Genomic DNA, 25,943 nt, shown 5'->3' on the forward strand with positions numbered 1-25,943 from the left:
TGGCGTTTCACAGTCGACGGGCAGTGGGGCGATCGGATGTGTCGCGTCGCTCGAGGATCACGTCACTGAACGGACACTCATGACACCAAAAGGACGCACCATGTACAGCAACGGGACGCTCAAAGCCGGGTATTTCGCAGGATTGATCACGCCTTTGTGGCTGGCGCTGGGGGTGGCCATCGCCGGTGCGCTGTATCCCGGCTACAGCCATGTCGATCAGGCCATGAGCCTGTTGGGCGCTGAGGGTGCGCCGACGCAAAGTATCTCGCCGCTGATCAACAACTTCCCATTGGCGTGCTGTTCTTGCTGTTCGGTGCCTGCGTGCTGCGGCGCTTCGACAATCTATGGGCGCGCCTGAGTGGCTTGCTGATCATGCTGCACGGCCTGGGCAGTTTCGGCACCGGTTATTTCGCCTGTGACGCCGGCTGTGCGCCGGCGAATCCGTCGACCAGCCAGAACCTGCACAACCTCGCCGGGCTGATCATGGCCTTCAGCCTTTTGCTGGCCAGCGGGCTGTGGGTTTGGTTGGCTCGCCGCGTGCTCGCCTTGCCTGGCTTCTCCTGGTTTTCGCTGGCCTGTACGCTGGTCGCCCTTGGTGCCTTGCCGCTGATGGCCGGCGCGCTGGAGAGCGGCCATGGTTTTGGGCTCTTTCAGCGCATCAATTACGGCGTATCGCTGCTGTGGGTGGCTGCGCTGGCGCTGATGCTGCTACGCCGCCCGGGCTGACGGGTGCCGCGATCAGCTGGCGCGGCTATTCATCCAGCGCTGACGCCGCTCGGCCGTATGGAAGGTCCAGGCCACGAAGCGGCTCTGCTTCTGGCCCTGGCTCATTTCTACCGTGCGTGTGTCTACGGCTCCGACCTTCTTCAGCGTGGCGTATACACCCGGCAGGTTGCCGGCCTTGGAGATCAGCGTGCTGAACCACAGCACCTGGTCACGATGCTCGGCGCTTTCGCCGATCAGTCGCGTCACGAACGCTGCTTCGCCACCCGGGCACCACAGCTCGGCTGCCTGGCCGCCGAAGTTGAGCACCGGCAGTTTGCGCTTGGGGTCGAGCTTGCCGAGGTTGCGCCATTTGCGCTTGCTGCCGCTGCTGGCTTCGGCTGCCGAGGCGTGGAAGGGCGGGTTGCATAGGGTCAACTCGAAACGTTCGTCGCTCTGCAACAGATTGCTGAAGACGTGCCCGGCATCCGCCTGCAGGCGTAGCTCGATCTGATCGCTCAGGCCCGAGTTCGCTTGCACGATGGCCGTTGCCGAGGCAATGGCCTCGGGCGCGATGTCCGCGCCCAGAAAACGCCAGCCGTATTCGCGGTTACCCAGCAGCGGGTAAATGCAATTGGCGCCCACGCCGATATCCAGGGCACGTACGGACGGGCCATGTGGGATCTCGCCGCCGTTCTCGCCGGCCAGCAGATCGGCCAGGTAGTGCAGGTAATCGGCGCGCCCCGGAATCGGCGGGCACAGGTAGTCGGCCGGAATGTCCCAGTGACTGATGCCGTAGAACTGCTTGAGCAGCGCACGGTTGAACACCTTCACCGCTGCCGGGTTGGCGAAGTCGATGCTCTGGTTGCCGTAGGGATTGATGATCACGAACGCCGCCAGCTCAGGACTCGCCTTGATCAGCGCCGGAAAGTCGTAGCGCCCCTGATGTCGATTGCGGGGGTGGAGTTGGCCTTTATCGGCGAATTGGGCGGGCGGTTTGGACGGGCGTTTGCTGGGCATGCTGATCATTGCAGAAGTGGCGGGCCGGGCATTTTCCCACAGCTGTGGGTGGTGTGCTTGGTGGTTGTTGGTGCAAACATTGATTCGCTGCGTTTGTGGGAGCGCGCCATGCGCGCGAATCGCGGGCATGGACTCGGGGGTTCCCGCCCGCTCCCACAGGTTATGCCTAATGCCCGAGCCAGTAGCCTGTTACAGCGGAAATATCCACGGCACCATCACCACGCTGACGATCATCACCAGAATGGTGAACGGCACGCCGATACGCACGAAATCCCCGAAGCGATACTGACCAGGCCCCAGCACCAGGGTGTTCACCGGCGAGGAAATTGGTGTCATGAAGGCGGCCGAGGCGGCGAGGGCAACGGTCATGGCGAATGGCAGTGGCGACACGCTCAATGCCTGGGCGGTGGCGATGCCCACGGGCGCCATCAGCACCGCAGTCGCGGTGTTGGAGATGAACAGGCCGATCAGTGCGGTAACCGCGAACAGGCTGGCGAGGATCACCCGTGGCCCGACGTTGCCGAGGGCGCCGACCAGGCCGTTCACCGCCAGGTCGATGCCGCCGGTTTTCTGCAGGGCGAGGGCGAACGGCAGCATGCCGACGATCAGGATCAGGCTCGGCCAGTGGATGGAACGGTAGGCACTGGGCATGTCGATACAGCGAAAGGCGCCCATCAGCAGGCAACCGATCAGCGCGGCCATGACGTTGGGCACCAGGCCGCTGATCATCAGCGCGACCATCACCGCAAGGCTCAACAGCGCATAGGGCGCCTTGCGTGCGGCAGGCGCCACTTCGTCGACCTCGGCGGGCAGGCTGAGCACCAGAAAATCACGGTTGAGGCTCTGCAGGTGATGGATCTGCTTCCAGCTGCCGGCCACCAGAAGGGTGTCGGCGTGGGTCAGTTTTTCGTCCACCAGCAGGCCTTCCAGCGCCTGGCCGTGGCGACGCAGGCCGACCACGTTGAGCTTGTAACGGCTGCGCAGCCCCAGTTCCTGAATGCTCTTGCCCGGCAGGTGCGACTCCGGCGGCAACGCTACCTCGGCCAAGCCGAGTTCGTGAGAATGTGCGCTGTAGTAGGAATTACCCAGCGGCAGCGGCTCCAGGCCCAGTTCCTGATAGGCGCCGAGCACCGCAATGCTCGGGCTGGCCAGGTCGACCAGCAGGACGTCGCCGGGCAGCAACTGGGTGTTGCCGGTGGCCATCAGCAACAGGGTGCGGAACTGTCGCTGGCGCTCCATGGCGATCACGTTGATGCCGTAATGCGAGCGCAGTTGCAGTTCGTCCAGCGCCTGATTGGCCAGCGGCGAGTCGGCACGCACCCGCAAGCGGCGCTCGCGTTCGTTGAGGCGATAACTGTCGGCCAGATCGGCGAGCGTCAGGCGTGGGGGCGCGGAGGCGTCGCTATCGACGTCGCGCTGCAGCCAGCGGCGGGTGGCGAGCATGTAGAACACGCCAAGCATCAGCACGGCGAGGCCAATCGGCGTAAAGCTGAAGAAACTGAAACCCGGCAGCCCGGCACGCAGCAGCTCACTGTGCACCACCATGTTCGGCGGCGTGGCTACCAGGGTCAGCATGCCGCTGATCAGGCCGGCGAAGGCCAGCGGCATCATCAATCGGCCCGGCGCGATCTTCAGCCGCGCCGCCACGCCGAGTACGACCGGAATGAAGATCGCCACCACACCGGTGGAACTCATCACCGAGCCCAGCCCGGCCACGGCCACCATCAGCAGGATCAGCAAGCGGGTTTCGCTGCTGCCTGCCTTGGCCACCAGCCAGTCGCCAAGGCGATAGGCGGTGCCGGTACGCACCAGGCCTTCACCGATCACGAACAGCGCGGCGATCAGGATCACGCTGGGGTCGGCGAAGCCAGCCAGGGTTTCCTGGATGGTCAGCACGCCGGTCAGCGGCAGGGCGACGAGGATCATCAGTGCAACCACGTCCATGCGCGGTTTGTTGAGGACGAACAGCACCACGGCCGTGAGCAGCAGACCGAGTACCATTAGCAGATCGATGTTCATTTGCGCTCCTTGCCGGGGAGTATCTCAGGGGTAACCCAGTACCGCCTTGATCTGCCGCAGGTTGTTCGCAATCCAGCGCTTGTCGATGGCGCCCCAGTCGCGGATCAGGTAACGGCCGGCATTGTTGCGTTCGCCGTCCTGCTGCTGGAATTCGCAGCGGATATCCAATTCCTCCAGGGCGCTCAGGGTGTCCTGGGCGGTGCGCCGAGGCATGCCGGTGGCGGCCATCAGGGCAGGCACGCTATCGGCGCCGCCGCTATCGATCAGCCAGGCCACGTAGAGGCGGCGGTAGAAGCTGGTCTTGGTTTTGCTCACATCCATGTCTTGCTCCGCTTAAAGGCTGGCGATCAGCATATAGGTGCCGGCGCCGGCCAGGTAGCCGAGCAGGGCCAGGCCGCTGATGCGTTTGAGGTACCAGATGAAGTTGATTTTCTCCATGCCCATGGCCGCCACACCGGCGGCCGAGCCGATGATCAGGCAGCTACCGCCGGTACCGGCACAGTAAGCGAGCATTTCCCAGAAACTGCCATTGACCACGAAGTGGCTCAACCAGGGCAGCTCGCTGGTGTTGGCGGCGAGAGTGAGTGCCTGCGGGGTGATCAGCGGGTACATCTTCATCGCACCGGCGACCATCGGCACGTTGTCCACCACCGCCGAGAGCATGCCGATGGACAGGGCGATGCTGTAAACGTTACCGAGGCCGTCCTTGAGCAGGGTGGCGACCTGTATCAGATGCCCGGCGCTGGACAATGCCGACACGGCCAGCAGGATGCCGAGGAAGAACAGCACGCTGGTGATATCGATACGGCGCAGCACGCCGACCACCGAAAGCGGATCCTTCTCTTCGCTGTTCTTGCTGCGATGGATGATTTCGGTCACCACCCAGAGCACGCCGAGGCCGAACAGAATGCCCATGTAAGGCGGCAAGTGGGTGATGGTCTTGAACACCGGCACGAAGATCAGCGCGCCGAGGCCGAGGGCGAACACCAGATTGCGTTCGAAGGGCGTGGTCGGATCACGCCGGCTCTCGTCGCTCTCGTTCACGCGCGGTGAATCGATCTCGCCACGCAGGACGAAGCTCATGACGATCAGCGGCGCCACCAGGCAGACCAGGCTGGGCAGGAACAGGCTGGTGACGATGCCGCTGGCGGTAACCTGGCCGCCGATCCACAGCATGGTGGTGGTCACGTCACCGATGGGCGACCAGGCGCCGCCGGCGTTGGCGGCGATTACCACGATGCCGGCATAGAACCAGCGCTCATGCTTGTCGGCGATCAGTTTACGCAGCAGCGAGATCATCACGATGGTGGTCGCCAGGTTATCCAGTGCGGCGGACAGGAAGAAGGTGATCAGGCCCACCAGCCACAGCAAATGCACACGCTTGTGGGTGCGGATGCGATCGGTGATGACCTTGAAGCCTTCATGGGCGTCGATCAGTTCGACGATGGTCATGGCGCCCATGAGAAAGAACAGGATCTCGGAAATCTCGCCCAGGTGGTGGCGAAGTTCCTCGATGGCGTGATGAGTGTTGATGCTGGAGCCTGCCGTACCGGAGCCGATCATCGGCAGGATGCTATCGGCGCCCATCACCAGGAGCGTCCAGACGATAACGGCGGTGAGCAGGGCTGAGGCGGCCTTGTCGACCTTTAGCGGATGCTCCAGCGCGATGCACAGGTAACCCAGAACGAACACGACTGCCATCAACGCATACATGGAGAATCCGCCTTTTATTTCTTATCGGGGCTGAGGTCGGTAGGCGGAGGAAGATGCCTGAAACAGCTTGTAAAAGGGAAGCCCTCGATTGTCGCAGCGGCGTAATCGATACGCCGCGCGGCGCCGGCCTGGGCTGGCCGATCAATCACCGGCATAAAAAAGCCCGCCTCTTGTGGGGCGGGCTTTTCTTCACGCGTGGCGCTTAGAGTGCGGCGATCTTGCCGCGCTGCTCGACCAGATTGCTCAGCGCCTGTTCGGCCTCGGCCAGCTTGGCCCGTTCCTTCTCCAGCACTTCAGCCGGCGCCTTGGCGACGAAGCCTTCATTGGCCAGCTTGCCGCCAACCCTCTTGGCTTCGCCTTCCAGGCGCTGGATTTCCTTGTCCAGGCGCGCCAGTTCGGCTTCCTTGTCGATCAGGCCAGCCATGGGCACCAGCACCTGCATGTCGCCGACCAGTGCAGTGGCGGACATTGGCGCTTGTTCGCCAGCAGCCAGCACCTTCACCGACTCGAACTTGGCCAGCTTGTTGAGCAGCGGGGCGTTGTCGTTGAGGCGGCGCAGATCTTCGGTATTGGCGTTGGCGAGGATGACGTCGATGCGCTTGGCCATGGAGATCTTCATCTCGCCACGGATCTGCCGTACGCCGAGCATCAGTTGCTTCACCCACTCGATATCGCCTTCGGCGGCCGCATCAATGCGCGTCTCGTTGGCCACCGGCCACGGTTGCAGCATCAGCGTATCGCCCTGCACACCAGCCTGGCCCTTGATGCGCTGCCAGATTTCTTCGGTGATGAATGGCATGAACGGGTGCGCCAGGCGCAGGATCACTTCCAGCACGCGCACCAGGGTGCGGCGGGTGCCGCGCTGGCGCTCGATGGGTGCGTTCTCGTCCCACAGCACCGGCTTGACCAACTCCAGGTACCAGGCGCAGTACTCGTCCCAGACGAATTCGTAGAGTGCCTGGGTGGCCAGGTCGAAGCGGAAGGCGTCGAGGTGGCGGGTCACGTCCTGCTCGCAACGCTGCAGCGCGGAGATGATCCAGCGATCGACCGGCGACAGATCGACCTGTTCACCATTCACACCGGTATCCTGGCCATCGGTGTTTTCGATGACGAAGTTGGCGGCGTTCCAAAGCTTGTTGCAGAAGTTGCGATAGCCTTCGACGCGGCCCATGTCGAACTTCACGTCGCGGCCGGTGGTGGCCAGCGAGCAGAAGGTGAAGCGCAGGGCGTCGGTGCCGTAGCTGGCGATGCCTTCCGGGAATTCGGCCTTGGTCTGTTTGGCGATCTTCTCGGCGAGCTTGGGCTGCATCATGCCGCTGGTGCGCTTGGCCAGCAGGGTTTCCAGGTCGATACCGTCGACGATGTCCAGCGGGTCGAGCACGTTGCCCTTGGACTTGGACATCTTCTGGCCCTGGCCGTCGCGCACCAGGCCGTGTACGTAGACGGTCTTGAACGGAATCTGCCCGGTCAGGTGGGTGGACATCATGATCATCCGGGCGACCCAGAAGAAGATGATGTCGAAACCGGTGACCAGCACGTCGGTGGGGTGGAAAGTCTTCAGGAAGTCGGTCTGCTCGGGCCAGCCGAGGGTCGAGAAGGTCCACAAGCCGGAGCTGAACCAGGTGTCCAGCACGTCATCGTCCTGGCGCAGGGCGATGTCGCCCAGGCTGTGCTTGGCACGGACTTCGGCTTCGTCGCGGCCCACGTAGACGTTGCCGGCTTCGTCGTACCAGGCCGGAATGCGGTGGCCCCACCACAGCTGACGGCTGATGCACCAGTCCTGGATGTCGCGCATCCAGCTGAAGTACATGTTTTCGTATTGCTTGGGCACGAACTGGATTTCGCCGCTCTCGACCACTGCGATGGCCTTTTCGGCCAACGGTTTGGTGGAGACGTACCACTGATCGGTCAGCCATGGCTCGATGACAGTACCGGAGCGGTCGCCCTTGGGCACCTTCAGGGCGTGGTCGTCGATCTTGTCCAGGAGGCCCAGGGCGTCGATGTCGGCGACGATGCGCTTGCGTGCCTCGAAGCGATCCAGGCCGGCGTAGGCAGCGGGCAGGCTGGCGTCGAGCAGAGCGTTGACGCTGCCGTCGAGGTTGAAAATCTGCGCGCCCGGCAGGACGGCGGCGTCCTTGTCGAAGATGTTGATCAGCGGCAGGTTGTGGCGCTTGCCGACTTCGTAGTCGTTGAAGTCGTGGGCCGGGGTGATCTTCACGCAGCCGGTACCGAACTCCGGGTCGCAGTAATCGTCGGCGATGATCGGGATGCGGCGGCCCACCAGTGGCAGCTCGACGTACTGGCCAATCAGCGCCTTGTAGCGCTCGTCTTCCGGGTGCACGGCCACGGCGGCGTCGCCGAGCAGGGTTTCCGGGCGGGTGGTGGCGACGATCAGGTAATCGTTGCCTTCGGCGGTCTTGTTGCCGTCGGCCAACGGGTAGCGCAGGTTCCACAGGTGGCCTTTCTCGTCGTGGTTTTCCACTTCGAGGTCGGAGATCGCGGTGTGGAACTTGGTGTCCCAGTTGACCAGGCGCTTGCCGCGGTAGATCAGGCCGTCCTCGTGCAGACGCACGAAGGCTTCCTTGACCGCTTCGGACAGGCCGTCATCCATGGTGAAGCGCTCGCGCGACCAGTCCACCGAGCTGCCCAGGCGGCGGATCTGCCGGGTGATGGTGCCACCGGACTCGTTCTTCCATTCCCAGACCTTGCCTAAGAACTTCTCGCGGCCCAGATCGTGGCGGTCGATGCCTTGAGCGGCCAGTTGACGCTCCACCACCATCTGGGTGGCGATACCGGCGTGGTCGGTACCCGGCTGCCACAGGGTGTTGCGGCCCTGCATGCGGCGGAAACGGATCAGCGCATCCATGATCGCGTTGTTGAAGCCGTGGCCCATGTGCAGGCTGCCGGTGACGTTCGGCGGCGGGATCATGATGGTGTAGGGCTCACCCGAACCCTGCGGAGCGAAGTAGCCTTTCGCCTCCCAGTTTTCGTACAGGGCGGTTTCGATGGCGTGGGGCTGGTAGGTCTTGTCCATGCGCGGCGGGACCCTTCTGGCGTCTGATCGGAAAAGCCGAGCAGTATAACCAACCGCCGCGCAGTTTTCTTCCGCTCTCGCGGCTATCGGTCGAGCGAGGAAAACGCTGTCAGGGCAGGGGGAGGGTCAGCGACGTGGCGGCAGCAGGCGGTTGAGGCGCGCCTGCAGGCGGCGCTTGAGTTCGGCCTCGATCTGCGGCACGAAATCGTCGATCACGTCCTGTAGTAGCAGTTGCGCTGCAGCGCGCAGCTCGGTGTCCAGGCGGTTGATCTCGTTGTCGCGGCCGATGGCGCGCTGCACGGTCTGGCGCAGCTCGTCCTCGGAAGCAATGCCGGCGGCGCTGACCGCAAGGGCTGGTTGCGCGGCGAGCACCGGTTCGGGGGCGCGCACTACGTCGGAGAGCACCGGGATGTCGGCCGGGTCGAAGGTGTCGGTGAGCAGCGGCGGGTCGAAGTCGTCGTCGAGCAGTTCGCGAATCGATTCGAGGTCGCTGAGCAGAGCGGCAGGCTTGTGGGGAGGGTTCAGGTTGTCCATGGCAGGGGTCTACAGTTCGACACGTTTGGGATCATAGCCGCGCTGCCGGTAGCTGCGGAAATTCTCCCGGCAGGCGGTCAGCAGGTCGGGTTCCTGGTTGACGATCTCGATCACCCGGCTGAAACGGTCGATGTGCGGGCTGAGCGTGCTGCTGAGGTTGATCAGCACCGCCTGCTGCGCCGCTGGCTCTTCGTCCAGGCCGATTACCACCGGCCCGTGCGGATCATCCTGATGCAGGCCGTGGGGGATGAAGCTCTCCTGGCGGGCTCGCCAGAGCAGCTCGTCGAGTTCGTGGCATTGCGCGCTGTCGCGACCGCGCAGAAACACCGGCAGGCCGGCTCGCCAGGCTTTACCCGCCAGTTGGCAGGCAGCGCGCAGGCGCTCGGCAGCAGTGGCCGACGACAGTACGTAGAATTCGATTCGGGGCATGGCGGCAAGTGTCGGGCTTCAAGCGGCAAGCTTCAAGCGAAAAGCGCGGTGGGCAGCATCGTCATGTGTTCGGCGGTGAGGGTAGCCAGGGCGGCCACCCTCACATCATTGCCGGTCAGGCCTGTACGCGGTCGAGCAGGTACTGAGTCAGCAATGGCACCGGGCGGCCAGTGGCGCCCTTGTCCTTGCCGCCGCTGATCCAGGCGGTGCCGGCGATATCCAGGTGCGCCCACTTGTAGGACTTAGTGAAGCGCGACAGGAAGCAGCCGGCGGTGATGGTGCCGGCTTTCGGCCCGCCTATGTTGGCGATGTCGGCGAACGGGCTGTCCAGTTGCTCCTGGTATTCATCGTACAGCGGCAGTTGCCAGGCGCGGTCGTCGGCCTGGCGGCCGGCGGCGAGGATCTGGTTGATCAGTTCGTCGTCGTTGCCCATCAGGCCCGAGACGTTGCTGCCCAGGGCGACGATGCAGGCGCCTGTGAGAGTGGCGATGTCGATCACCGATTGCGGCTTGAAGCGCTCGGCGTAGGTCAGGGTGTCGCACAGCACCAGGCGGCCTTCGGCGTCGGTGTTGAGGATTTCCACGGTCTGGCCGCTCATGGTGGTGACGATGTCGCCCGGGCGGGTGGCGCCGCCGCTTGGCATGTTCTCGGCGCAGGCCAGCAGGCATACCAAGTTGATCGGCAGTTGCAGTTCGAGCACGGCACGCAGGGTGCCGAACACGCTGGCAGCGCCGCCCATGTCGTACTTCATTTCATCCATGCCGGCGGCCGGCTTGATGCTGATGCCGCCGGTGTCGAAGGTGATGCCTTTACCGACGAGGGCGTGGGGCTTCTCGCCTTTCTTGCCGCCGTTGTATTGCATGACGATCATGCGCGGCGGCTGCTCGCTGCCCTGGCCCACGGCCAGGAAGGCGCCAGCGCCGAGAGTTTGCAGCTTCTTCTCGTCGAGGATTTCGACCTTGAGGTTCTTGTGCGCCTTGCCCAGTTCCTTGGCCTGCTCGGCGAGGTAGCTGGGGTGGCAGATGTTCGGCGGCAGGTTGCCCAGATCCTTGGTAAGCGCCATGCCGATGGCGATGGCACGCGCTTCGCGGGTGGCGCGCTCGACGGCGGCGGTGTCGGCCTTGTCGTTGATCAGGGTGATCTTCTTCAGAGCGCCGGGCGTGGCCTTCTGGCTCTTGAAACGGTCGAACTGATAGCCGGCATCGACCAGGCTCTCGACGATGAGGCGGGCTTTGCCGTAAGCGTCGCGACCCTTTACCTGCACATCCTGCAGGGCCAGCAGCGCATCGCTGCCGCCCAGGGTTTTCAGCACGCCATAAACAGAGGCGATCAATTTGCGCAGTTGGCGGTCAGACAGTTCGGCGTCTTTACCGGTGCCGACCAGCAGTACGCGCTCGGCCTTGAGGTTGGCTACACCGTGAACCAGCAGGGTCTGGCCAGGCTTGCCGGCCAGGTCGCCGCGCTTGAGCAGGGCAGCAATAGCGCCGCCGCTGGCTGCGTCCACGGCCTTGGCGGTAGCGGCGAGTTTGCCGCCTTCACCAACAGGGATGATCAGAGTGGCGGTTTTCAGTGTTTCCGGGCGAGCGCTTTTGACGAGAAATTCCATGCGTGGTGTCCCCAAGACAACGAGTCGCGAATTCAGGATAATGACGACAAATTTTTCGGCCGGTTCGCTCGAAAGTGCGCGCCAGCATGCAGTTCGGCTAGTTTGAGCACAGCCGCCTGAGCCTGACAACCCTGGAGTGTCTGTTTGATCGTCTTCCGATATTTGTCCCGAGAGGTTCTGGTTACCCTGAGTGCGGTGAGCGCCGTACTGCTGGTAATCATCATGAGTGGCCGCTTCATCAAGTACCTGGCCCAGGCGGCCCAAGGTGTACTCGATCCGAGCGTGCTGTTTCTGATCATGGGCTTTCGCTTGCCCGGTTTCCTGCAGCTGATCCTGCCGCTGGGCCTGTTTCTGGGCTTTTTGCTGGCGTATGGACGGCTGTACCTGGACAGCGAGATGACCGTGCTTTCGGCCACCGGTATGAGCCAGCAGCGGCTGTTTCTCTACAGCCTGGCGCCGGCCACCGTGGTGGCGCTGCTGGTGGCATGGCTGAGCATGGGCCTGGCGCCTCAAGGCGTGACCCAGGTGGCGAGGATCCTCAATCAGCAGGACGCTTTGACCGAGTTCGATACCCTGGTGCCCGGGCGCTTCCAGTCCATGCGCAATGGCTCACGGGTCACCTACACCCGTGAGCTGTCGGACGATCGCACCGAGCTGGGCGGTATCTTCATTTCCGACAAGCGCGTGTCCCGCGAAGGCGACAAGGATCGCGGCATCAGCGTGCTGGTCGCCGAGAGTGGCCGCCAGGAAGTGCAGCCCGATGGCAGTCGCTACCTGATTCTGGAGAACGGTTACCGTTATGACGGCAATCCGGGCCAGGCCGATTATCGGGTGATCCAGTACGACACCTACGGCGTGCTGCTGCCCAAACCGTCGGTGGCGGCAGACATCAGCGAGCGTGAGGCGATTCCGACCTCGCAGCTGTTCGGCAGCGACGAGCCGCGCATGCAGTCCGAGCTGCAATGGCGTCTGTCCATTCCGCTGCTGGTGTTCATCGTCACCCTGATGGCCGTGCCGCTGTCGCGGGTCAATCCGCGCCAGGGTCGCTTCCTCAAGCTGTTGCCGGCGATTCTCTTGTACATGACTTACCTTGGGCTGCTGGTGGCCGCGCGCAGCGCCTTGGATAAGGGGCGTATTTCGCCCTACATCGGGCTGTGGGGCGTGCACCTGCTGTTCCTGCTGGTTGGCCTGGCGTTGCTTTATTGGGAGCCGCTGCGTCTGAAGTTGGTTAGCCGTCGGGAGAATGCGCGTGTCTAAGCTGGATCGTTACATTGGCGTGCAGGTGCTGTTCGCCATTCTGGCTGTGCTCGGCATCATCGTCGGCCTGGCTCTGCTGTTCGCGCTTATCGACGAACTGGGCGATATCGAAGGCAACTATGGTATCGGTGATGCGCTGTGGTACGTATTCCTGACCGCGCCGCGGCGGATCTACGACATGCTGCCGATGGCGGCTCTGGTGGGCTGCCTGATCGGTCTGGGTACCCTGGCCAGCAACAGCGAGCTGACCATCATGCGCGCGGCCGGTGTGTCCATCGGCCGCATCGTCTGGGGCGTGATGAAGCCGATGCTGGCACTGATGCTGGTCGGCATTCTGATCGGCGAGTACGTGGCGCCCTGGACCGAAAACCAGGCCCAGGCCAGCCGTGCAATGGCTCAGGGTGGTGGCGAGGCGCAGACCGCCAAGCGGGGTATGTGGCACCGCCAGGGCCAGGAGTTCGTGCATATCAATGCCGTGCAGCCAAGCGGTGTGCTGTTCGGGGTCACCCGTTATCGCTTCGATGACGAGCGCCGTCTAGAAGCCTCCAGCTTCGCGCGTCGGGCCACCTACGGAGGCAGCTATTGGGAACTGGAGGATGTGACGACCACGCTGTTCCATGATCGTCGCACCGAGGTCGTCAAGGCGCCGACCGAGCGCTGGGATATCCAGCTCAGTCCGCAGCTGCTCGGCACCGTGGTGCTGGAGCCCGAGGCACTGTCGATCACCGGTTTGTGGAGCTATATCCACTATCTGAAGGAGCAGGGGCTGAACAACAGCAATTATTGGCTGGCGTTCTGGACCAAGGTGTTGCAGCCGCTGGTCACTGCCGCACTGGTGCTGATGGCGATTTCCTTCATCTTCGGCCCGCTGCGTTCGGTCACCCTCGGCCAGCGCGTGTTCACTGGTGTGCTGGTGGGCTTCGTGTTCCGCATCGCCCAGGATCTGCTGGGGCCGTCGAGCCAGGTATTCGGCTTCTCGCCGCTGCTGGCCGTGCTGATCCCAGCGAGCATCTGCGCTATCGCCGGGCTCTGGCTGCTACGCCGGGCTGGCTGATCGACGCGTGCCCTTTCCTTTAATGGGAGAGGGCACGCCGTTTCATTTCTCCAGCACTCTTCATTTGCGATGCGCCTGCTTGGGCAGGCGCACGATGATGCTGTTCGAGTACAGGTCGTGCCAGCTGCGTTTGCGCTTGTCGATCAGCACCCATAGAAAGCCCAGTCCCAGCGCCAGCCAGGACGCCATCGCGATCAGAAAACGCAGCAGCGCCTGCCAGAGACTGATCGCTGTGCCGTCCGCGTTCTGGACGCGAATGCCCCACACCTGCATGCCCAGGGTCTGACCGCCGTGGGTCCAGAACTTGGCGAAGAAGCCGAACAGGCTCAGCAATAGCAGGCTGGAAAGCAGCGGGTCATGATCCAGGGCGCCGGCGTCGGCCCATTGCCGCAACTGCGCTTCGCCATAGATGGCCATCTGGATCAGCTTGTAGACAAAACCCACGACGATCAGCAGGGCGATGCACAGAAAGCTGTCATACAGCATGGCGGCCAGGCGCCGGCCGAGGCTTGCCGGAGGAAAATCGCCCTGGGGGCGCAGTGCGTGGTTGGGCATTGTCGGGATTCGCGTGGATGACGGTTAAAGCACGGATGCTAAGTTGCAGACATAAAAAAACCCCTGACGTGAGTCAGGGGTTTTTTAGAGCGGCGGCTTATTCCTGGATTTGAACCTGGTCAGCCTGCATGCCTTTTTGACCTTGTACAGCAACGAAGCTAACTTTCTGGCCTTCTTTCAGGCTCTTGAAGCCGTTACCTTCGATAGCGCGGAAATGTACGAACAGATCCGGACCGCTTTCTGGAGTGATAAAACCAAAACCTTTCTCGTCGTTAAACCACTTGACGGTACCGTTCTGACGATTCGACATGTCTCTTATCCTTGGAACTTGAGTTGATGACAGCCTCCATGTGTAGAGGACTGAAGACTGGTTGCAAGGAGTGATGGAAGTCGAACGGGATGTAGCGGATCTAGGGCGATCTACTGCATCAGGTCACGATTCTCGGCGACCCATGCAAACACAGTGGCTGAACTCTACGCTAACTTTTGCGCAAATGCCAACCCTTCGGGCACGCGAAAACCCACGTAATTTACGTGAGTGTTTGGTGCAGATTCAGATGGGTTTTTATAATGGCTCAAGCAAGTGCGTCGAGGCGACACTCGGCACTGTTTCAGTGCGAACTGTCACAAATTGGCAACAGTTGAAGGATATATGGTGCCCCGGGGGAGACTCGAACTCCCACTTCTTTCGAAAACGGATTTTGAATCCGCCGCGTCTACCGGTTCCGCCACCGGGGCACAATGGCGGCGCAGTATAGGGAGCAAGATGCCATTGGTCAATGCGCTCGCGTGGTCACTTGCAGGGAATTCCGGTAAGCTGCTCCGCCCTGCAGTACGACACACTTCCGATCATGCGCGTTGCCGACTTTCATTTCGACCTGCCTGACGAGCAGATCGCCCGTCACCCCCTTGCCGAGCGTCGTGCCAGCCGACTGCTGATCCTCGATGGCGCCAGTGGTGCGCTGGCTCACCGGCAGTTCGCCGACCTGCTCGAATACCTGCGACCCGGCGACCTGATGGTGTTCAACAACACCCGGGTGATCCCGGCACGTCTGTTCGGGCAGAAGGCTACTGGCGGCAAGCTGGAGATCCTGGTCGAGCGCGTGCTCGACGAGCACCGCGTACTGGCCCATATCCGTTCGAGCAAGTCGCCGAAGCCGGGTTCGCTGATCGATATCGATGGCGGCGCCCAGGCGCAGATGCTGGCCCGTCACGATGCGTTGTTCGAGCTGTGTTTCGAGGAGCCGGTGCTGCCGCTGCTCGAGCGTGTCGGGCACATGCCGTTGCCTCCTTATATAGACAGGCCGGATGACGCCGCCGACCGCGAGCGCTATCAGACCGTCTACGCGCAGAAAGCCGGTGCCGTCGCAGCGCCCACGGCGGGGCTGCATTTCGATGACGAGCTGCTGGCTGCGCTGCGCGAGAAAGGCGTCGAGAGCGCCTTCGTCACCCTGCATGTGGGCGCGGGTACCTTCCAGCCGGTGCGCGTGGAGCGTATCGAAGATCATCATATGCACAGCGAGTGGCTGGAGGTTAGCCAGGACGTGGTCGACGCCGTTGAGGCCTGTCGCGCCCGTGGCGGTAGGGTGGTTGCGGTGGGTACCACCAGCGTCCGCTCCCTGGAAAGCGCTGCCCGCGATGGCGAGCTCAAGCCCTTCAGTGGCGATACCGACATCTTCATCTACCCGGGTCGGCCCTTCCATGTGGTCGACGCCCTGGTCACCAATTTTCACCTGCCGGAATCGACCCTGCTGATGCTGGTGTCCGCATTCGCCGGCTACCCCGAAACCATGGCGGCCTATGCCGAGGCCGTGGCCGAGGGTTATCGCTTCTTCAGTTACGGTGATGCCATGTTCATCACCCGCAATCCCGCCGCGCGCGGGCCCGAGGTTTCAGTATGACGCGCAGCTGCCGCATGTCCTTCGAACTGCTCGCCACCGACGGCAAGGCCCGTCGCGGCCGCCTGACGTTCCCGCGCGGGGTGGTGGAAACCCCGGCGTTCATGCCGGTGGGCACCTATGGCACGGTCAAGGGCATGCTGCCGCGGGATATCGAGGCCATCGGCGCGCAGATCATTCTCGGCAACACCTTCCACCTGTGGCTGCGCCCGGGCGCCGAAGTAATCAAGCGCCACGGCGACCTGCACGATTTCATGCAGTGGCAGGGGCCGATCCTCACCGATTCCGGCGGCTTCCAGGTGTTCAGTCTGGGGGCGATGCGCAAGATCAAGGAGGAGGGCGTGACCTTCGCCTCGCCGGTCGATGGCTCCAAGGTGTTCATGGGGCCGGAAGAGTCCATGGAGGTGCAGCGTGACCTGGGCTCGGACATCGTGATGATCTTCGACGAGTGCACGCCGTACCCGGCCGAGTTTGACGTGGCCAAGACTTCCATGGAGCTGTCGCTGCGCTGGGCCAAGCGTTCCAAGATCGCCCATGGCGAGAGCACGGCGGCGCTGTTCGGTATCGTTCAAGGCGGCATGCACGAATCGCTGCGTATGCGCTCGCTGGAAGGCTTGAGTGAGCTGGAGTTCGACGGCCTGGCTATTGGCGGGCTGTCGGTGGGTGAGCCCAAGGAAGAAATGATCAAGGTGCTCGACTACCTGCCTGGGCAGATGCCCAGCGACAAGCCGCGTTATCTGATGGGTGTTGGTAAGCCCGAAGACCTGGTCGAAGGCGTACGCCGTGGTGTGGACATGTTCGACTGCGTGATGCCGACCCGCAATGCGCGCAATGGCCACCTGTTCGTCGACACCGGCGTGCTGAAGATCCGCAACGCGTTCCATCGGCATGACGACTCGCCGCTGGATCCGACCTGCGACTGTTACACCTGCAAACACTTCTCGCGCGCCTACCTGCACCATTTGGATAAGTGCGGCGAAATGCTCGGCAGCATGTTGAATACAATCCATAACTTGCGCCATTACCAGCGCCTCATGGCTGGTTTGCGCGAGGCAATTCAACAGGGTACATTGGCCGCCTTTGTCGATGCCTTCTACGCCCGGCGCGGCCTGCCAACGCCGCCGCTGGACTGACTTTCGATGGCCAAAAGATCTTTCAACAGGAGTGTCAAATGAGCTTTTTTATTCCCGCTGCCTACGCTGATGCCGCTGGCCCTGCTGCCGGCCCAGCTGGTACCGGTTTCGAGTGGATCTTCCTGATCGGCTTCCTGGTCATCTTCTACCTGATGATCTGGCGTCCCCAGGCCAAGCGCGCCAAGGAGCACAAGAACCTGCTCGGCAACCTGCAGAAGGGTGACGAAGTGGTAACCAGCGGCGGCATCGCCGGCAAGGTTTCCAAGGTCAGCGACGACTTCGTGGTCATCGAGGTGTCCGACACCGTCGAGCTGAAGATCCAGAAAGGCGCCGTTGCGGCAACCCTGCCCAAGGGCACGCTGAAAGCCATCTGATTTCTCTGTTCCAGTTTCATCCATCCCGCGGGGCGCATATTGCGCCCCGCGTCATAAGCGGGCGGCGTCATTCATGCTCAACAAATACCCTTTGTGGAAGTACCTGCTGATCGCAGTTGTGCTGATCGTCAGTCTGATTTATTCCGCACCCAATCTTTACCCCGATGATCCGGCAATCCAGATCAGCGGGGCCAGTTCGGCGCAGACCATCGCGCAAGCCGATCTCGACCGCGTCAGCAAGGCGCTGGCCGAGGCGGGTATCGAGGTCAAGGCATCGAACGTTGGCGAGCACGGCCGCAGCGGCCTGATTCGTCTGGAAGACCAGGGCGACCAGCTGCCGGCCAAGGATGTCGTGCGCAAGACCCTGGGCGACAACTACGTAGTGGCCCTGAACCTGGCCCAGACCACGCCGGATTGGCTGCGCAGCGTTGGCGCGAGCCCCATGAAGCTCGGTCTCGACCTCTCCGGCGGTGTGCACTTCCTGCTCGAAGTCGACATGGACAAGGCCTTGGAAGTGCGTCGCCAGGTCTACGAAGGCGAGCTCAAGAGCCTGCTGCGCAAGGAGCGCGTGCGTTACCGCAGCATGCCGCAGCAAGGCGGCGCCATCCAGCTGGGCTTCGCCGACAGCGACACCCTGGCCAAGGCCGAACAGCTGATCCGCAAGGATTACAAGGATTTCAACCTCGAGGCGCAGGAGCGTGCCGGTCAGCAGGTGCTGCGTGTGACGCTGACGCCGGCCAAGATCGCCGAAATACGCGAATATTCGATTCGCCAGAACCTGACCACCGTGCGTAACCGGGTCAATGAACTCGGCGTCGCCGAGCCGCTGGTGCAGCGTCAGGGCGCCAACCGCATCGTGGTCGAGCTGCCGGGTGTGCAGGACACCGCCGAAGCCAAGCGTATTCTCGGCAAGACCGCCAACCTGGAATTCCGTCTGGCGGCCGATCCGAATGCACCGCGCGGCACCACTGAGCAGTTCGGCTTCCGTGAGGAAGGTCGTCCGCCGGTGCAGCTCGAGCGTGAGCTGATCATCACCGGTGACCAGGTGACCGATGCCCAGGCGAGCTTCGACGAAAACGGCCGACCGCAGGTCAATATCCGTCTGGATGGCCATGGTGGAGACCTGATGAACCGCGCTACCCGCAGCAATGTCGGGCGCAGCATGGCGGTGATCTTCATCGAGCAGCGTCCGCAGACCCGCTACGTGAAGCAGATGGTCGACGGCGTCGAGCAGGAAGTGCAGGTCGACTCCTTCAAGGAGGAGAAGCAGATCATCAGCCTGGCGACCATCCAGTCGCCGCTGGGTAGCCAGTTCCGCATCACCGGCCTGAACGGCCAGGGCGAGTCCTCCGAGCTGGCGCTGTTGCTGCGTGCCGGTGGCCTGGCCGCGCCGATGTACTTCGCTGAAGAGCGCACCATCGGCCCGAGCCTGGGCGCCGAGAACATCGTAAAGGGTATCGAGTCCACCGAGTGGGCGATGATCTTCGTGTCGCTGTTCATCATCGCCATCTATCGCTTCTTCGGGGTTCTGGCCACCATCGCCCTGGCATTCAACCTGACGCTGCTGGTCGGCCTGATGTCGGTGATCGGCGCGACGCTGACCCTGCCTGGTATCGCCGGTATCGTGCTGACACTGGGCATGGCGGTCGATGCCAACGTGCTGATCTTCTCGCGGATTCGCGAAGAGCTGGCCAGGGGGCTGTCGGTTCAGCGGGCGATCCATGAAGGTTTCGATCGCGCCTATTCGGCAATTCTCGACAGTAACCTGACCACCCTGTTGGTTGGCGCGATTCTGTTCGCGCTGGGCACCGGTCCGGTGAAAGGGTTCGCGGTAACGCTGTCGCTGGGCATCATCACCTCGATGTTCACGGCGATCATGTTCACCCGCGGCATGGTCAACCTGATCTTCGGTGGCCGTAACTTCAAGAAATTGTGGATTTAAGGTGAAGTCATGAAGTTGCCAACCCGCATTCCCTTCATGGCGATACGCAACATCGCGTTCGCCATTACCGTGGTTATCAGCCTCATCGGCCTGGGTAGCCTGTTCAAGCATGGCCTCAATTTCGGCCTGGATTTCACTGGCGGTACGCTGATCGAGCTGGCCTACGAGAAGCCGGCCGATCTGGAATTGATCAAGCGTGAGCTTGGTCAGGCCGGTTACACCGACGCCGTGGTGCAGAGCTTCGGCTCTACCACCGACGTGCTGGTGCGCCTGGCCGGTGATTCGCCAGATCTCGGCAACGAAGTGGCCAGCGCGCTGCGCAAGATCGATACCGATACCTCGTTCGAGGTCAAGCGCGTCGAGTTCGTCGGCCCGCAGGTAGGTGAGGAGCTGCGTGACCAGGGCGGCCTGGCCATGCTGCTGGCTCTGGGCGGCATCCTGCTGTACCTGGCCTTTCGCTTCCAGTGGAAGTTCGGCGTCGGCGCAGTCGGCTCCTTGGCCCACGACATCATCGTCACGCTCGGCATCCTGGCCTTCTTCAAGGTGCCGTTCGATCTGACCGTGCTGGCGGCGGTGCTGGCGATGGTCGGCTACTCGCTGAACGACACCATCATCATCTACGACCGCATCCGCGAGAACTTCCGGATGATGCGCAAGGCCGACATCATCGAGAACATCGATGTCTCGGTGACCCAGACCTTGCTGCGTACCATCGCCACCTCCCTGTCGACCGCCCTGGCACTGATCGCGCTGCTGGTGTTCGGTGGCGACAGCCTGGGCGGCTTCGCGCTGACCCTGCTGATCGGTGTGGTGGTAGGTACCTACTCGTCGGTGTACATCAGTGCGCCGGTGCTTATCTGGCTGAAGCTGACTTCCGAGGATCTGATTCCTCCAGCCGCTGACGCCGAAGGTGTCGACGACCGCCCATAAAGCGTGACTCGTTCATCATCTGCGCTGCACTAAAGGCGGGCGACAAGGGAACTTGTCGCCCGTTTTGCATTTCCAAGGCTGGGAGTAGGGCGCATATAGGCGCCGCAGTTGTGATCAGGAGATTCGCATGAACAAGTCATTGTTGGTTGGTGCTGTGCTGGGTGCCGTCGGTGTCACTGCTGGTGGCGCCGTAGCGACCTATAGCATGGTGAGCGCGCCCAAGTACGCCGAGGTGCTGGCAGTCAAGCCGGTCACCGAGACCATCAAGACCCCGCGTGAAGAATGCCGCGATGTAGCCGTGACCCGTCAGCGTCCGGTGCAGGATCAGCATCAGATCGCTGGTACCGCAATCGGCGCCGTGGTTGGTGGCCTGCTGGGCAATCAGGTAGGTGGCGGTAACGGCAAGAAGATCGCCACCGTGGCAGGTGCGGTCGGCGGCGGTTATGCCGGCAACAAGGTGCAGGAAGGCATGCAGGCGCGTGATACCTACACCACCACCGAAACCCGCTGCAAAACGGTTAACGACACCAGCGAGAAGGTCGTTGGTTATGACGTGAAATACGACTTGGATGGCAAGATCGGTCGTGTGCGCATGGACGAAGAGCCGGGCAGCAAGATTCCGGTTCGCGACGGCAAGCTGGTGCTGGCCGATTCCGACTCGGATGAATGATCCGTCTGCGGAGATGCAGAAAAGGCGCTCCCAGGAGCGCCTTTTTCATAGGCAATAAAAAAACCGGCTCAAAGCCGGTTTTTTGTAAGTCGGGTTTTAAAGTCTAGCGAGCTAGAGCAATGCAAGGCAAAAGCAGGCGAGGAAGCGGAGTGTACTTTTGTACATGAGCATTCCGAGCCTGCTTTTAACGCCGCAGTGCCGACGCGCAGCAGACTTTCGCTGATTCTTAGCGCTTGAGCGATGCCGACAGGTGTGGCTGAATCGCGGTCAGTACGGCCTTGAAGCACTTGGTGTTGCCGGCAACGATCTGGCCCTTCTCGAGGAATTCGTGGCCGCCGCTGAAGTCGCTGACCAGGCCGCCCGCTTCCTGAATCAGCAATGCGCCGGCTGCCATATCCCACTCGGACAGGCCGAATTCCCAGAATGCGTCGAAACGCCCGGCGGCAACGTAGGCCAGGTCGAGGCTGGCGGCGCCGGCGCGGCGTACGCCGGCGGTCTGGCCTACCAGGCTGCGGAACATGCCCAGGTAGTTTTCGAGGTTATCGAGCTGGTCGTTGCGGAACGGGAAGCCGGTGCCGAGCAGGGCGCCGTCCAGGCTCTTGCGGTTGCTGACGCGCAAGCGACGGCCGTTCAGAGCAGCGCCGCGGCCGCGGCTGGCGGTGAATTCTTCCTGGCGAACCGGATCGATGATCACGGCGTGTTCCAGGCGGCCGCGGTATTTGCAGGCCAGGCTGACGGCGAAATGCGGAACGCCGCGCACGAAGTTGGTGGTGCCGTCGAGCGGGTCGATGATCCACTGATAGTCGGCGCCCTCGCCGCTACCTTCGAGCAGGCCGCCTTCCTCGCCGAGGAAGCTGTGGGTCGGGTAGGCCTTGCGAAGGGCCTGGACGATCATCAGCTCGGCCGAGCGGTCAATCTCGGTCACGTAGTCCTTGGCGTCCTTTTCATCTACGGAGATGACGTCCAGGCGTTCGATTGAGCGGAAGATCATTTCACCGGCGCTACGGGCTGCGCGCAGCGCGATGTTCAGCATGGGCTGCATGGAAGTTCACCTGGGGTCGTAATAAAGCCGGCCATTCTAGCAGAAAAGCCCGTGGCATGAAGTGCCGTCGGTGTCCTGCATGACACAAAGGAGGGTGCTTCTGTAAGATTTGTCACCTCATTTATCCGATGCGAGCGTCTACCTTGCTGCAGAACATTCGAGTGGTACTGGTCAATACCAGTCATCCCGGCAATATCGGCGGGGTGGCCAGGGCCATGAAAAACATGGGGCTGTCGCGGCTGGTACTGGTCGATCCGCGCCAGTTTCCCAGTGAGGAAGCCGTAGCACGGGCCTCTGGCGCTACCGATATCCTCGATTCTGCTCAGGTGGTGTCCTGTCTCGAGGATGCTCTGGTCGGTTGCAGTCTGGCCTTCGGCACCAGTGCGCGGGAGCGGCGCATTCCCTGGCCACTGATCGATCCGCGCGAGTGCGGCGTGGCTGCGGTGCAGAAGTCGGTTGAAGGCGGTGAGGTGGCGCTGGTGTTCGGTCGTGAGCATGCAGGCCTGACCAATGAAGAGCTGCAGCGCTGTCATTTTCACGTGCATATTCCCTCCGACCCGGCGTTCAGCTCGCTGAATCTTGCGGCTGCCGTGCAGGTGCTGACCTACGAAGTGCGCATGGCGGCCCTGGCTCTTGAAAGCGTGCCGGTCGCGCCTCGCCAGGAAGCAGCTGTCGAGGAGGGCGATCTACCGGTGACGGCAGACGAGATGGAATCCTTTTACGGGCATTTGGAAAAATCGCTGGTGGAAATCGGCTTTCTCGATCCCGCCAGCCCTCGACATCTGATGAGTCGCCTGCGCCGTCTGTACGGGCGCGCTGAGGTGACCCGGCTGGAAATGAATATCTTGCGCGGCATCCTGACCGAGACTCTCAAGGCGGCGCGCGGTGAGCACCACAAACGGGGAAAGACTGATGTTTGAGCGCATGCGGGAAGATATCCAGGGCGTATTCCATCGTGATCCGGCGGCGCGCAACGCCTTCGAGGTGGTCACCTGCTATCCCGGGCTGCATGCCGTGTGGCTGCATCGCGCCGCTCATGCGCTGTGGACTTCCGGCTGGAAGTGGCTGGCACGGGGCGTGTCCAACTTCAGCCGCTGGCTGACTGGTATCGAGATTCATCCGGGCGCAGTGATCGGCCGGCGTTTCTTCATCGACCACGGCATGGGCATCGTCATTGGCGAAACCGCCGAGATCGGTGACGACGTCACGCTCTATCAGGGCGTGACCCTGGGCGGTACCAGCTGGAACAAGGGCAAGCGCCATCCGACTCTCGAAGATGGTGTGGTGGTCGGTGCCGGCGCCAAGGTGCTCGGCCCGTTCACCGTGGGAGCGGGCGCCAAGATCGGCTCCAATGCTGTGGTCACCAAGGCGGTGCCGGCGGGTGCCACCGCAGTCGGTATTCCGGCCAAGATCATCGTCAAGGGTGATGACGGGCTCGAGGCGCAGCGCCAGGCCATCGCCGACAAGCTGGGCTTCGACGCCTATGGAGTCAGTCAGGACATGCCCGACCCGGTGGCCCGTGCGATCGGTCAATTGCTCGATCATTTGCATGCGGTCGACAGCCGCCTCGAAGGTATTTGCGGCGCCCTGGGCAAGCTGGGCAGCGACTACTGCGCCAAGGACATGCCGCAATTGCGTGATGAGGATTTCGCAGGCGTCTGCAAAGATCAGGGCGACAAGCCGGCTGCGTGATGCGGGGCAGGCCTGGCTTTGCTATGATCCGCCGCCAGTTTTGACGGGCGGCGGATCTAAATCCGAGTAATTTGGTCGGTCTTATAGTTGACTCAAATACTCGGAAAAGCAGATAATCGCCCCACATTGTGAATCCTTGGTAACCCTTCATGCGACTGACTACCAAAGGCCGCTACGCCGTGACTGCCATGCTCGATCTGGCGCTGCATGCGCAGGATGGGCCGGTATCCCTCGCCGATATCTCCGAGCGTCAGGGTATTTCCCTTTCCTACCTCGAGCAGCTGTTCGCCAAACTGCGTCGCGGCAGTCTGGTTTCCAGCGTGCGCGGGCCAGGTGGTGGTTATCAACTGTCGCGCAACATGCAGGGCATCCAGGTCGCTGAAGTGATCGACGCAGTCAACGAATCGGTCGATGCCACGCGCTGCCAGGGGCAGGGCGGTTGCCACTCCGGCGACATCTGTCTGACCCACCATCTGTGGTGCGACCTGAGCCAGCAGATTCACGAGTTTCTCAGCGGCATCAGCCTGGCCGATCTGGTCACGCGCCGCGAAGTGCAGGAAGTCGCCCAGCGCCAGGATCAACGTCGCTGTGCCAGCAACGGCAGGGCGCAGCATCTGGATAAGATTGAAGCGTCCACCGTCGATTGAGCACGCAAGGCGCCGGCCTGATACCTGATTAGGAGATACCGAAAATGAAATTGCCAATCTACATGGATTACTCCGCGACAACGCCGGTCGACCCGCGCGTTGCGCAGAAAATGATCGAATGCCTGACCAACGAAGGCAACTTCGGCAACCCGGCTTCGCGCTCCCACGTCTTTGGCTGGAAAGCCGAGGAAGCGGTCGAGAACGCCCGTCGTCAGGTGGCCGAGCTGGTCAATGCCGACCCGCGCGAAATCGTCTGGACCTCCGGTGCCACCGAGTCCGACAACCTCGCCATCAAGGGTGTCGCCAGCTTCTACGCTAGCAAGGGCAAGCACCTGATCACCTCGAAGATTGAGCACAAGGCGGTGCTGGACACCATGCGCCAGCTCGAGCGTGAAGGTTTCGAAGTCACCTACATCGAGCCCGGTGAAGATGGCCTGATCACCCCGGCCATGGTCGAGGCGGCCCTGCGCGAGGACACCACGCTGGTGTCGATCATGCACGTCAACAACGAGATCGGCACCGTCAACGATATCGCCGCGATCGGCGAGCTGCTGCGTGCCCGTGGCGTGTTCTTCCACGTCGATGCTGCCCAGTCGACCGGCAAGGTCGAGATCGACCTGGAGAAGCTCAAGGTCGACCTGATGTCCTTCTCGGCGCACAAGACCTACGGCCCGAAAGGCGTCGGTGCCCTGTACGTGCGTCGCAAACCGCGTATCCGTCTGGAAGCCCAGACTCACGGTGGCGGCCACGAGCGCGGCATGCGCTCCGGTACCCTGGCGACCCATCAGTGCGTCGGCATGGGTGAAGCCTTCCGCATCGCCAAAGAAGAGATGGCCGCTGAGAACGCCAAGGTGTTGGCGCTGCGCGACCGCTTCTTCAAGCAGGTCGAGAATCTGGAAGAGCTGTACGTCAACGGCAGCATGACTGCCCGCGTGCCGCACAACCTGAACCTGAGCTTCAACTACGTCGAAGGCGAATCGCTGATCATGGCTCTCAAAGACCTGGCGGTTTCGTCCGGTTCGGCTTGTACCTCGGCGTCGCTGGAGCCTTCCTACGTACTGCGTGCGCTGGGTCGTAACGACGAACTGGCGCACAGCTCGATTCGCTTCACCTTCGGCCGCTTCACCACCGAAGAAGAAGTCGACTACGCCGCACAGAAGGTCTGCGAGGCTGTTACCAAGCTGCGCGAATTGTCGCCGCTCTGGGATATGTTCAAAGAAGGTGTCGACATTTCCAAGGTGGAATGGGCAGCACACTAAAAGCTGCCGATGAGCGGCGCCTGATGAGAGAGGATTGAAAAATGGCTTACAGCGAAAAGGTCATCGACCACTACGAGAACCCGCGTAACGTCGGCAAGATGAACGCGGAAGATCCAGATGTCGGCACCGGCATGGTCGGTGCGCCGGCTTGCGGCGACGTGATGCGCTTGCAGATCAAGGTCAGCGATGCTGGTGTTATCGAAGACGCCAAGTTCAAGACCTACGGTTGCGGCTCGGCCATCGCTTCCAGCTCCCTGGCCACCGAGTGGATGAAAGGCAAGACGCTGGATGAGGCTGTCACCATCAGCAACACCCAGCTCGCCGAAGAACTGGCGCTGCCACCCGTGAAAATTCACTGTTCGGTTCTTGCCGAGGACGCCATCAAGGCGGCCGTACGCGATTACAAGCAGAAGAAAGGTTTGCTCTAAGGAGG

24 protein-coding genes, 1 tRNA gene and 1 pseudogene are annotated in these 25,943 nt (G+C 62.3%); 14 read left to right on the forward strand and 12 right to left on the reverse strand.

The annotated features are described in order from the left end of the window. The first annotated feature begins 100 nt into the window (after positions 1–100). A pseudogene (locus tag PVA39_RS06425) lies at positions 101–726 on the forward strand (DUF998 domain-containing protein). A gap of 12 nt (positions 727–738) precedes the next feature. Here PVA39_RS06425 and rlmF read toward each other — a convergent pair. The 8 genes from rlmF to PVA39_RS06465 all read right to left on the reverse strand — a co-directional run bounded on the left by rlmF (position 739) and on the right by PVA39_RS06465 (position 11,057). Continuing rightward, complete coding sequence (gene rlmF / locus PVA39_RS06430; RefSeq protein ID WP_274123322.1) at positions 739–1,731, reverse strand: 23S rRNA (adenine(1618)-N(6))-methyltransferase RlmF; 993 nt, start codon at positions 1,729–1,731, stop codon at positions 739–741. Positions 1,732–1,911: 180 nt separating this feature from the next. After that, entirely contained in the window at positions 1,912–3,741 is a 1,830-nt protein-coding gene (locus PVA39_RS06435) for an SLC13 family permease (protein ID WP_274123324.1), read from the reverse strand. A 24-nt stretch (positions 3,742–3,765) separates the two neighbouring features. After that, positions 3,766–4,062 (reverse strand): winged helix-turn-helix domain-containing protein, encoded by a 297-nt coding sequence (locus PVA39_RS06440; protein WP_274123326.1) that lies wholly within the window; start codon positions 4,060–4,062, stop codon positions 3,766–3,768. 12 nt (positions 4,063–4,074) lie between these two features. Then, a complete protein-coding gene (nhaD, locus tag PVA39_RS06445; RefSeq protein ID WP_274123328.1) occupies positions 4,075–5,454 on the reverse strand; it encodes a sodium:proton antiporter NhaD in 1,380 nt (459 codons plus the stop codon). A gap of 202 nt (positions 5,455–5,656) precedes the next feature. Then, positions 5,657–8,488, reverse strand: coding sequence for a valine--tRNA ligase (locus PVA39_RS06450; RefSeq protein WP_274123329.1), 2,832 nt, complete (start codon positions 8,486–8,488; stop codon positions 5,657–5,659). 126 nt (positions 8,489–8,614) lie between these two features. After that, on the reverse strand, positions 8,615–9,022 hold the full coding sequence (locus PVA39_RS06455; protein ID WP_274123330.1) for a DNA polymerase III subunit chi: 408 nt from the start codon (positions 9,020–9,022) through the stop codon (positions 8,615–8,617). 9 nt (positions 9,023–9,031) lie between these two features. Beyond that, complete coding sequence (locus PVA39_RS06460; protein WP_274123331.1) at positions 9,032–9,451, reverse strand: DNA polymerase III subunit chi; 420 nt, start codon at positions 9,449–9,451, stop codon at positions 9,032–9,034. Between the two features lie 115 nt (positions 9,452–9,566). Then, positions 9,567–11,057 carry a leucyl aminopeptidase gene (locus PVA39_RS06465; protein ID WP_274123332.1) on the reverse strand — a complete coding sequence of 497 codons (1,491 nt, stop codon included), beginning with the start codon at positions 11,055–11,057 and terminating at the stop codon, positions 9,567–9,569. Positions 11,058–11,201: 144 nt separating this feature from the next. Between PVA39_RS06465 and lptF the strand changes: the two genes are divergently transcribed. Together lptF and lptG are read left to right on the forward strand one after the other, a co-directional pair. Next, a complete protein-coding gene (gene lptF, locus PVA39_RS06470) occupies positions 11,202–12,314 on the forward strand; it encodes an LPS export ABC transporter permease LptF (protein WP_147174995.1) in 1,113 nt (370 codons plus the stop codon). After that, entirely contained in the window at positions 12,307–13,368 is a 1,062-nt protein-coding gene (lptG, locus tag PVA39_RS06475) for an LPS export ABC transporter permease LptG (RefSeq protein WP_274123333.1), read from the forward strand. The genes lptF and lptG overlap by 8 nt, the downstream gene beginning before the upstream one ends. Positions 13,369–13,428: 60 nt before the next feature. On the opposite strand, the gene PVA39_RS06480 is transcribed toward lptG, so the two are convergent. The 3 genes from PVA39_RS06480 to PVA39_RS06490 form a co-directional block, all read right to left on the reverse strand. Further along, positions 13,429–13,923, reverse strand: coding sequence for an RDD family protein (locus tag PVA39_RS06480; RefSeq protein WP_274123334.1), 495 nt, complete (start codon positions 13,921–13,923; stop codon positions 13,429–13,431). Positions 13,924–14,020: 97 nt separating this feature from the next. Then, a complete protein-coding gene (locus PVA39_RS06485; RefSeq protein ID WP_003284681.1) occupies positions 14,021–14,233 on the reverse strand; it encodes a cold-shock protein in 213 nt (70 codons plus the stop codon). A gap of 343 nt (positions 14,234–14,576) precedes the next feature. Beyond that, positions 14,577–14,661, reverse strand: a tRNA-Leu gene (locus PVA39_RS06490). 113 nt (positions 14,662–14,774) lie between these two features. Here PVA39_RS06490 and queA point away from each other — a divergent pair. From queA to PVA39_RS06520, 6 genes are all read left to right on the forward strand, one after another. Next, positions 14,775–15,824 carry a tRNA preQ1(34) S-adenosylmethionine ribosyltransferase-isomerase QueA gene (gene queA, locus PVA39_RS06495; RefSeq protein ID WP_274123440.1) on the forward strand — a complete coding sequence of 350 codons (1,050 nt, stop codon included), beginning with the start codon at positions 14,775–14,777 and terminating at the stop codon, positions 15,822–15,824. 14 nt (positions 15,825–15,838) lie between these two features. Beyond that, a complete protein-coding gene (gene tgt / locus PVA39_RS06500) occupies positions 15,839–16,954 on the forward strand; it encodes a tRNA guanosine(34) transglycosylase Tgt (RefSeq protein WP_274123441.1) in 1,116 nt (371 codons plus the stop codon). 38 nt (positions 16,955–16,992) lie between these two features. Next, entirely contained in the window at positions 16,993–17,328 is a 336-nt protein-coding gene (gene yajC, locus PVA39_RS06505) for a preprotein translocase subunit YajC (RefSeq protein ID WP_013792399.1), read from the forward strand. Between the two features lie 73 nt (positions 17,329–17,401). Continuing rightward, entirely contained in the window at positions 17,402–19,270 is a 1,869-nt protein-coding gene (gene secD, locus PVA39_RS06510; RefSeq protein WP_274123335.1) for a protein translocase subunit SecD, read from the forward strand. Between the two features lie 9 nt (positions 19,271–19,279). Beyond that, a complete protein-coding gene (secF, locus tag PVA39_RS06515) occupies positions 19,280–20,200 on the forward strand; it encodes a protein translocase subunit SecF (protein WP_274123336.1) in 921 nt (306 codons plus the stop codon). Positions 20,201–20,327: 127 nt separating this feature from the next. Continuing rightward, entirely contained in the window at positions 20,328–20,870 is a 543-nt protein-coding gene (locus tag PVA39_RS06520) for a glycine zipper 2TM domain-containing protein (RefSeq protein ID WP_027903421.1), read from the forward strand. Positions 20,871–21,096: 226 nt separating this feature from the next. Here the strand turns inward: PVA39_RS06520 and suhB are convergent, their stop codons facing one another. Further along, positions 21,097–21,912, reverse strand: a complete 816-nt coding sequence (gene suhB / locus PVA39_RS06525; RefSeq protein WP_013792395.1) for a type III secretion system regulator SuhB — start codon at positions 21,910–21,912, stop codon at positions 21,097–21,099. 128 nt (positions 21,913–22,040) lie between these two features. Between suhB and trmJ the strand changes: the two genes are divergently transcribed. The 5 genes from trmJ (at position 22,041) to iscU (ending at position 25,938) form a co-directional block, all read left to right on the forward strand. Further along, a complete protein-coding gene (trmJ, locus tag PVA39_RS06530; protein WP_274123337.1) occupies positions 22,041–22,832 on the forward strand; it encodes a tRNA (cytosine(32)/uridine(32)-2'-O)-methyltransferase TrmJ in 792 nt (263 codons plus the stop codon). Beyond that, a complete protein-coding gene (cysE, locus tag PVA39_RS06535; protein ID WP_274123338.1) occupies positions 22,825–23,604 on the forward strand; it encodes a serine O-acetyltransferase in 780 nt (259 codons plus the stop codon). The genes trmJ and cysE overlap by 8 nt, the downstream gene beginning before the upstream one ends. A 149-nt stretch (positions 23,605–23,753) precedes the next feature. After that, a complete protein-coding gene (gene iscR, locus PVA39_RS06540; protein WP_013792392.1) occupies positions 23,754–24,251 on the forward strand; it encodes a Fe-S cluster assembly transcriptional regulator IscR in 498 nt (165 codons plus the stop codon). A gap of 44 nt (positions 24,252–24,295) precedes the next feature. Beyond that, the gene (locus PVA39_RS06545; protein WP_274123340.1) at positions 24,296–25,510 is read left to right on the forward strand and encodes an IscS subfamily cysteine desulfurase; all 1,215 of its coding nucleotides are present in this window, start codon (positions 24,296–24,298) and stop codon (positions 25,508–25,510) included. 41 nt (positions 25,511–25,551) lie between these two features. Further along, positions 25,552–25,938, forward strand: a complete 387-nt coding sequence (iscU, locus tag PVA39_RS06550; protein ID WP_070883324.1) for a Fe-S cluster assembly scaffold IscU — start codon at positions 25,552–25,554, stop codon at positions 25,936–25,938. The last annotated feature ends 5 nt before the right edge of the window (positions 25,939–25,943 follow it).

The organism is Pseudomonas sp. CNPSo 3701 (assembly GCF_028674975.1).
In the GTDB taxonomy this organism is placed as follows: domain Bacteria; phylum Pseudomonadota; class Gammaproteobacteria; order Pseudomonadales; family Pseudomonadaceae; genus Aquipseudomonas; species Aquipseudomonas straminea.

What these genes read in the sequence shown, in the direction of transcription:
- nhaD (WP_274123328.1), bottom strand. Translation starts at nt 5,454, where the DNA reads ATGTATGCGTTGATGGCAGTCGTGTTCGTTCTGGGTTACCTGTGCATC.
- PVA39_RS06460 (WP_274123331.1), bottom strand. Translation starts at nt 9,451, where the DNA reads ATGCCCCGAATCGAATTCTACGTACTGTCGTCGGCCACTGCTGCCGAG.
- iscR (WP_013792392.1), top strand. Translation starts at nt 23,754, where the DNA reads ATGCGACTGACTACCAAAGGCCGCTACGCCGTGACTGCCATGCTCGAT.
- PVA39_RS06545 (WP_274123340.1), top strand. Translation starts at nt 24,296, where the DNA reads ATGAAATTGCCAATCTACATGGATTACTCCGCGACAACGCCGGTCGAC.
- queA (WP_274123440.1), top strand. Translation starts at nt 14,775, where the DNA reads ATGCGCGTTGCCGACTTTCATTTCGACCTGCCTGACGAGCAGATCGCC.
- iscU (WP_070883324.1), top strand. Translation starts at nt 25,552, where the DNA reads ATGGCTTACAGCGAAAAGGTCATCGACCACTACGAGAACCCGCGTAAC.
- PVA39_RS06435 (WP_274123324.1), bottom strand. Translation starts at nt 3,741, where the DNA reads ATGAACATCGATCTGCTAATGGTACTCGGTCTGCTGCTCACGGCCGTG.
- trmJ (WP_274123337.1), top strand. Translation starts at nt 22,041, where the DNA reads ATGCGAGCGTCTACCTTGCTGCAGAACATTCGAGTGGTACTGGTCAAT.
- tgt (WP_274123441.1), top strand. Translation starts at nt 15,839, where the DNA reads ATGTCCTTCGAACTGCTCGCCACCGACGGCAAGGCCCGTCGCGGCCGC.
- PVA39_RS06450 (WP_274123329.1), bottom strand. Translation starts at nt 8,488, where the DNA reads ATGGACAAGACCTACCAGCCCCACGCCATCGAAACCGCCCTGTACGAA.
- PVA39_RS06485 (WP_003284681.1), bottom strand. Translation starts at nt 14,233, where the DNA reads ATGTCGAATCGTCAGAACGGTACCGTCAAGTGGTTTAACGACGAGAAA.
- secD (WP_274123335.1), top strand. Translation starts at nt 17,402, where the DNA reads ATGCTCAACAAATACCCTTTGTGGAAGTACCTGCTGATCGCAGTTGTG.
- suhB (WP_013792395.1), bottom strand. Translation starts at nt 21,912, where the DNA reads ATGCAGCCCATGCTGAACATCGCGCTGCGCGCAGCCCGTAGCGCCGGT.
- PVA39_RS06440 (WP_274123326.1), bottom strand. Translation starts at nt 4,062, where the DNA reads ATGGATGTGAGCAAAACCAAGACCAGCTTCTACCGCCGCCTCTACGTG.
- PVA39_RS06455 (WP_274123330.1), bottom strand. Translation starts at nt 9,022, where the DNA reads ATGGACAACCTGAACCCTCCCCACAAGCCTGCCGCTCTGCTCAGCGAC.
- secF (WP_274123336.1), top strand. Translation starts at nt 19,280, where the DNA reads ATGAAGTTGCCAACCCGCATTCCCTTCATGGCGATACGCAACATCGCG.
- PVA39_RS06480 (WP_274123334.1), bottom strand. Translation starts at nt 13,923, where the DNA reads ATGCCCAACCACGCACTGCGCCCCCAGGGCGATTTTCCTCCGGCAAGC.
- cysE (WP_274123338.1), top strand. Translation starts at nt 22,825, where the DNA reads ATGTTTGAGCGCATGCGGGAAGATATCCAGGGCGTATTCCATCGTGAT.
- PVA39_RS06520 (WP_027903421.1), top strand. Translation starts at nt 20,328, where the DNA reads ATGAACAAGTCATTGTTGGTTGGTGCTGTGCTGGGTGCCGTCGGTGTC.
- yajC (WP_013792399.1), top strand. Translation starts at nt 16,993, where the DNA reads ATGAGCTTTTTTATTCCCGCTGCCTACGCTGATGCCGCTGGCCCTGCT.
- PVA39_RS06465 (WP_274123332.1), bottom strand. Translation starts at nt 11,057, where the DNA reads ATGGAATTTCTCGTCAAAAGCGCTCGCCCGGAAACACTGAAAACCGCC.
- rlmF (WP_274123322.1), bottom strand. Translation starts at nt 1,731, where the DNA reads ATGATCAGCATGCCCAGCAAACGCCCGTCCAAACCGCCCGCCCAATTC.